This window comes from Gammaproteobacteria bacterium (assembly GCA_015709695.1).
Classification (GTDB): Bacteria; Pseudomonadota; Gammaproteobacteria; order Steroidobacterales.
In genome coordinates this window covers 3,078,372-3,085,000 of record CP054183.1, presented here as the reverse complement: position 1 = coordinate 3,085,000, position 6,629 = coordinate 3,078,372, and the positions used below count along the sequence as shown (strand labels likewise).

The window sequence follows — 6,629 nt, the reverse complement described above, 5'->3', positions numbered from 1 at the left end:
GTGGACTACGCCGCGCCAGCCGGCACGCCGGTGCGTGCCCCGGGAGACGGCAGGGTCAGTTTCGCCGGTCGCAAGGGCGGCTACGGCAACGCCATCATCCTCGAGCATGGCAACGGCGTGACCACGCTCTATGGCCACCTGTCCCGGTTTGCCCAGGCCACCGCCGTGGGGCGCCGCGTGCACCAGGGTGATGTCATCGGCTTCGTGGGCGCCACGGGCCTCGCCACCGGCCCGCACCTGCACTACGAATATCGCGTCAACGGCAAGTACATGAACCCCAGGACCGTGAAGCTGCCCGAGGGTTCGACCTCGATCGATGGCCGCGAGCGGCCGCGCTTCGCCCAGGCCGTCGCTCCCCTCATCGAGCGCCTCGACGCCGGCCACAGCATGCTGGCTGACGGCAAGGCACCCGCCTCCGCTTCCGACCAGACCACCTGACCCCGGGCCCGCTCCGGACGCGGTTCCTCGCGTGGCGACCGCACCGCCACGGCACGGCATCATGGCAACTGTGACCGGCTCGGCATTGCCGCCGGCACCGGCTGCTATAGTGCCTTGCGGGCGGACCAGGCACCCCGGAACCTGCCCAGCCGACGGTCCGACCGTGACCGTCCCTGCAAGGGCGTCGCGTGGACATCGTCAACCTCAAGCTTCCTGATTACTACATCAACCGCGAACTCAGCGCGCTGGAGTTCAGCAGGCGGGTCCTGCACCAGGCCAAGGATCCAGCGGTCCCGCTCCTCGAGCGACTGAAGTTCCTCTGCATCGTCTCGGCCAATCTCGACGAGTTCTTCGAGATCCGGGTCAGCGGCCTGCAGCAGCGGGCGGAGATCGCCGGCGCGGCAGGCGGCGCGGCAGGTCCCGACATGCTGACTCCGGGAGAACTGCTCCACGAGATCAGCCTGCGCGCCCATGAACTCGTGGCCGAGCAGTACCGCCTGCTCAACGACGAGCTGGTGCCGGCACTGGCCGCGGAAGGCATCCGCTTCGTGCGCGAGCACGCCTGGTCACGGCCACAGCGGGAGTGGCTCCACGATTACTTCCATCGCGAGATCGAGCCCATCCTCAGCCCTGTTTCACTTGACTCTGCCCGACCCTTCCCGAGGATTCTCAACAAGAGCCTGAATTTCATCGTCGGCCTGGAAGGCACCCACGCCTTCGGCCGGCCGGTGCAGCGGGCCATCGTGCAGGCTCCGCGCTCCCTGCCACGGCTCATCCGCCTGAATCCCGACCTGCCCGACACCGGTCCGGCGGATTTTGTATTCCTGGCTTCGGTGATATCCGCTTTCGTCGGCGAGCTGTTCGTCGGCATGGAGATCAGGGGCTGCCATCAGTTCCGTGCGACACGCAACAGCGACCTCTACGTCGACGACGAGGAAGTGGACGACCTGCTGCGTGCACTCGAGGGCGAATTGATTGCCAGCCGCTACGGCGCCGCCGTCCGGCTGGAGATCGCCCATGACTGCCCTGCGGAACTCACGGACTACCTGCTCGACATGTTCGGTCTGGATGCGGGTGACGTCTATCACGTAGACGGGCCCGTCAATCTCAACCGGCTGATGACCATCTACGAGCTGGTAGGGCGGCAGAACCTGAGGTTCCCGCCGTTCACGGCCAGCGTGCCGCAGGAGATCAGTGACGCGGACAATCTCTTCGCAGCCATACGGCGCAAGGACATCCTGCTGCACCATCCGTACGAGTCCTTCGCCCCGGTCATGGACTTCATCAGCCGCAGCGGCCAGGATCCCGACGTCCTCTCGATCAAGCTGACGCTGTACCGCACCGGCCACCAGTCGCCGATCGTCGACAGCCTGGTGGCGGCGGCACAGGCCGGCAAGGAGGTGACGGTCATCGTCGAACTCCGGGCACGCTTCGACGAAGCGGAGAACATCAACCTCGCCAACCGCCTGCAGGAAGCGGGTGCGCATGTCATCTACGGCGTAGTCGGCTACAAGACGCATTGCAAGATGGCGCTGGTGGTGCGCCGGGAGACCGGCAGCCTGCAACGCTACGTGCACCTCGGCACCGGCAACTATCATCCGGGTACTGCCCGCCTGTACACGGACTACGGCCTGCTCAGTGCCGACGCGGCCCTCGCCGAGGACGTGCACCAGGTGTTCCTGCAGCTCACCAGCCTGATGCGCACGCCGCCCCTGACCCGGCTGCGACAGTCGCCATTCGCCCTGCACCGCGAGATCCTCGACCTCATCGACCAGGAAATTGCCAATGTCGCAGCGGGCGGCAATGGCCATATCATCGCCAAGCTCAACGCCCTGGTGGAACCCGAGGTGATCCGCGCCCTGTACCGCGCCTCCGGCGCCGGCGTGGTGATCGACCTGGTGGTGCGCGGCCTGTGCTGCCTGCGACCCGGCATCCCCGGGGTCTCCGACAACATCCGCGTGCGCTCCATCGTCGGCCGCTTCCTGGAACACTCACGGGTCTATTACTTCCACGCCAACGGCGCCGAGAGGATCTTCCTCTCCAGTGCCGACTGGATGGACCGCAACTTCTTCCGTCGCGTCGAGATCTGCTTCAGCATCGAGGACGAGGAGCTCAAGGCGCGACTCCTCACCGATCTCGATACCTGCCTCGACGACAACTGCCAGGCCTGGGAGCTGCGCCCGGACGGACGCTACGAGTTGCTGCAGCCGGAAGCGACCGATGCGCCGCGACCCGCCCAGACCGTCATGCTGAACCAGCTGGCCAGCGGCTTCAGCGCCGCTGTCGTGCGACCTTCATGACCAGGCCGGCATCGGCCAGGTAGCGGCACTCCCGGGAGAGATCGGCCTCGCTCAGCGGGTTGGCGTTCAGCCAGCGCGCCGGCAATGCGACGGTCAGTCTCGCGGCTCTGGCCGTCAGCGTCGGCGCAGCCCCGGCTTCCGAGGTTCGCCCGCGATTGAACAGCACCGCAAGGCGCAGCAGCACGGTCATGCGCAGCGCACGCCGGCGCCACTCCGGCGGCAAACCAAGGTATGGCTCACGATCGAGCCTGCGCCGGTGGCAGCGCACCAGGCAGGCAAGCATCCGCTGCTCGTCCCGCGCAAAGCCGGGCATGTCGGCATGCTCCAGCAGGTAGGCGCCATGGTGATGGTAGTGCGCGTGGGCGATGTCCAGACCCAGCTCGTGGAGCGCCGCGGCCCAGGCCAGCAGGTTGCGGTCGGCGTCCCGCTTCAGGTCCCAGGCCTCGGCCACCTGTTGCAGCATGGCCAGCGCCATCCTCGCAACCCGCCGCGCCTGCGCCTGGTCGACCCGGAAGCGCCGTTGCAGGGCCCTCACCGTGCGCACGCGGGCATCCTCGCTGGTGAGGCGCCCGACCATGTCGTAGAGGATGCCCTCGCGCAATGCGCCGTCCGCCACCACCATGCGCCGGAGCCTCAGCGAGCGCATCACCTCGACGAGGATGGCGACGCCGCCCGGAAAGATCTCTGCCCGGTCTGCCGACAGGCCGGGCAGTTCCAGGCGTCGCACATGGCCGGCGGTGGTCATCCGCCCGATCAGGTACTCGAGGTCCTTGACGGTGATGCCCTTGCGCGCACGACCGAGCGACAGCAACACGTCGTTGGCAGCGCGGATCGTGCCCGCGGTACCGGCAACCCGCACCGGCGCATGCTGCAGGAACCCGGCCTGCACCGGCTCGAGTTCCAGCCGCACGGCCTGGCGGGCCTGGCGGAAATTGCGGGCGCTGAGCTTGCCCCCCGGGAATGCCGCCTCGCTCAGGCCTATGCAGCCGATGTACAGGCTCTCCATCCGCAGCGGCTGGAAGCCCCGGCCGAGGATGATTTCGGTACTGCCCCCGCCAATGTCGATGGCCATCTGGGTGGCACGCAGGTTGGGCAGGCTGTGGCTGACGCCGAGGTAAATGAGCCGTGCCTCCTCGATGCCGGAAATGACTTCCACCGGATGGCCCAGCGCCTGGCGCGCCTTCTCGCGGAAGCGCTCGGCGCCACGGCCGCGGGCCTGGCGCAGGGTGTTGGTGCCGACCACGCGCACGCGGCGGGCATGCAGGTTGCGCAGGCGCTCGCCGAATCGCGCCAGGCAGGCCAGCGCACGGCGCTGGCTGGCGGCATCGAGGCGGTGGTGACGATCCAGCCCCGAGGCGAGGCGCACGCTTTCGCGCAGACGGTCCATCACCACGAGCTGGCCGTGGGAGAAGCGCCCAATGACCATGTGGAAGCTGTTGGAACCGAGGTCGACGGCCCCGAGTATCTCGGTGCCGCTGCGCCGGTGCGCCGGTTTCCGGCTCACGGCCGGGCCACGCTACGGGCGGCCCAGGGGAAAGACTCCACGCTGGGCTGCACCCCTGCGGTGGAAGGCAGGCTGCGGATCACGACGCGCTCTGGCACGAAGTCTGCTGGCAGGCGGATCAGCGCGCTGATTTCCTGGAAGTAACGGAAGTCGAAGTCCCGCGGCGTCGAGCCGGGTGCCACGCCGAGGGTGCCCAGGTCGAGGCTGGTCAGGCGGCCGGAGCGCGTTCCTTCGATCCGCACCTGGAGCTTGCCGCGCACCTGCCGCTCGGTGTGCTCGACCTGCGCCAGGACGAATCGCAGGCGCGTGGTGCCGTCCGCGTCCGCATCCTGGGTGAACTCCCGCACCTTGAGCCCGCCTTGCCCCGGCCCGCCGACAATTCCGCGATAGAAGGCGAGTTCCTCCTGCTGCTCGAGGATCTTGTCCTGCAGGCCGGCCAGCTGCGCCTCGACCTGCGCATAGGACTCGCGGTCCACCTTGCCGTCCGTCTCCAGGCGGGCGAGCGCCTGCCGCGCATCGCGATTCTCGGCCTCCAGGCTCGCGAGCCGCTCCCGCAGACGCTGCTCGGCAGCCTGCGCATCGAGCAGGTTGTAGCCTGCGCGCACCTGCCCGGCCTGGAATGCCCCGGCCAGCGCGGCCAGTGCCAGGAGCGCGGCGCCTGCCACCACGACCTGCCGGCGACGCCCGCCGGCGCGAAGCATGTCGCGCCAGGAGCCGCTCACGCGCGCATGGCCAGGCGCCACTCTGCCGGCCAGGCCGGTGGTGGCGGAACCTCGAGTGGCGCCAGCAGCGGCGCCAGTTCGGTCAGCGCCCTCACGTAGACCCTTCGCTTGAAGTGGATCACCTCCTCGACGGGCTGCCACCACGATACCCAGCGCCAGCGGTCGAACTCGGGTCGCGCCGTGGTGTCCGGGCGCAGGCGGCTCTTGGCGGTAAGCAGCCGGAGCAGGAACCAGCGCTGCTTCTGGCCGATGCACAGTGGCAGCGCATCGCGACGGACGTAGCGCTCGGGCAGCCGATAGCGGAGCCAGCCACGTGTGGAGCCGACGATCTCGACGTCGTCCGCCTCGAGGCCGATTTCCTCCCTGAGCTCCCGGAACATGGCACGCCGTGGCGATTCCCGCAGGCCGATCCCGCCCTGCGGGAACTGCCAGCCTGACTGGCCTATCCTTCCGCCGAGCAGCACCAGGCCGGACTCATCGCTGAGGATGATGCCAACGTTGGCCCTGTAGCCTTGCGAATCGATGCGGTCCACTAGCGGCCCAGTCCCTCCGTCCGGGCGAGGGCATTGTTCCACAAAGGTTCGTTGCCACAAAGCCGCGTCGGGGCGCTGCCGCGATTCTGTACACTGCCGCGGCCAGCAAGCGCCCGGCCGATCGAGGGGCCGATGCCGAACATGCGAATGCGCCCGTCCAGCCTGATCGCCATCCTCGCCCTGCTGGCCGTGCTCGGCTTGCTGATTGCCGTCTGCTTCGGCAGCGGTGCGGTCGGGCCGCGCGAGGTAGCCAGCCTGCTCACGGGCGACGCCGATCCAGCCGTGCGCCAGGTGGTGCTGGAGTTGCGCCTGCCCCGCTCGCTCGCCGCATTCGGCACCGGCGCCGCGCTTGCGCTCGCGGGTGCACTGATGCAGGTGCTGCTGCGCAATCCCCTGGCCGATCCCTACATCCTGGGCACTTCCGGCGGCGCGGCTGCCTTCGCGCTGACCGCGATGCTGGCCGGCGCCACGGGTGCGGCCGTCGACGCCAGCGCCTTCGCCGGGGCGCTGGCCAGCACGCTGCTGGTGTTCGTGATCGCGCGCCGTGGCCAGTGGGCGCCGGCACGCCTGCTCCTCACCGGCGTGGTGGTGGCCGCGGGGTGGAGCGCGCTGGTCAGCCTGCTGCTGGCCATCACGCCCGAGCGCAACCTGCGCGGTGCGCTGTTCTGGCTCATGGGCGATTTTGCCTTCGCCGACAACCCGGGCTTCGGCCTGCTGGTGGCCGGTGCCGGCGCCATCGCCTGCTTCGCCCTCGGCCGGTCACTGAACGTGCTGGCCACCGGCGACCAGCAGGCGGCCCTGCTGGGCCTCCCGGTACGGGCCATGCGCGTCGGCATCTATGTGCTCACCGCGGTGCTGACTTCGACCGCGGTGACCACCGCCGGCACCGTGGGCTTCGTCGGCCTGGTGGTGCCGCACCTCGTGCGCCTGGTGGCTGGCGCAGACCACCGCGCCGTGGTGCCGGGAGCCGCGCTCGCTGGCGGTACGCTGCTGGTGCTGGCCGATACCGTGGCACGCACGGCCCTCGCTCCCAGGCAACTGCCGGTGGGCGCCATCACCGCCCTGGTGGGCGTGCCGCTATTCCTGTTCCTGCTCGGGCGGGGCCAGCGGGGCGACCGCTAGGCACACCTGG

General features: G+C 69.2%; 6 protein-coding genes (1 of these 6 only partly in view). 3 read left to right on the top strand and 3 right to left on the bottom strand.

The window, feature by feature from the left end:
• Positions 1–438 carry the 3' portion of a peptidoglycan DD-metalloendopeptidase family protein gene (locus HRU81_14270; protein ID QOJ33196.1) on the top strand. The gene continues 963 nt to the left of window position 1, outside the view, so only the last 438 of its 1,401 coding nucleotides appear in the window; its start codon lies beyond the left edge, outside the window; the stop codon is at positions 436–438.
• 188 nt (positions 439–626) lie between these two features.
• Entirely contained in the window at positions 627–2,738 is a 2,112-nt protein-coding gene (ppk1, locus tag HRU81_14265) for a polyphosphate kinase 1 (GenBank protein ID QOJ33195.1), read from the top strand.
• On the opposite strand, the gene HRU81_14260 is transcribed toward ppk1, so the two are convergent.
• From HRU81_14260 to HRU81_14250, 3 genes are all read right to left on the bottom strand, one after another.
• Positions 2,710–4,164, bottom strand: coding sequence for a Ppx/GppA family phosphatase (locus tag HRU81_14260; protein QOJ33423.1), 1,455 nt, complete (start codon positions 4,162–4,164; stop codon positions 2,710–2,712). The genes ppk1 and HRU81_14260 overlap by 29 nt on opposite strands.
• Before the next feature lie 74 nt (positions 4,165–4,238).
• Complete coding sequence (locus HRU81_14255) at positions 4,239–4,964, bottom strand: hypothetical protein (GenBank protein QOJ33194.1); 726 nt, start codon at positions 4,962–4,964, stop codon at positions 4,239–4,241.
• The gene (locus tag HRU81_14250; protein ID QOJ33193.1) at positions 4,961–5,497 is read right to left on the bottom strand and encodes an RNA pyrophosphohydrolase; all 537 of its coding nucleotides are present in this window, start codon (positions 5,495–5,497) and stop codon (positions 4,961–4,963) included. Before HRU81_14250 ends, HRU81_14255 begins: the two co-directional genes overlap by 4 nt.
• 141 nt (positions 5,498–5,638) lie before the next feature.
• Between HRU81_14250 and HRU81_14245 the strand changes: the two genes are divergently transcribed.
• Positions 5,639–6,619, top strand: a complete 981-nt coding sequence (locus HRU81_14245) for an iron ABC transporter permease (protein ID QOJ33422.1) — start codon at positions 5,639–5,641, stop codon at positions 6,617–6,619.
• The last annotated feature ends 10 nt before the right edge of the window (positions 6,620–6,629 follow it).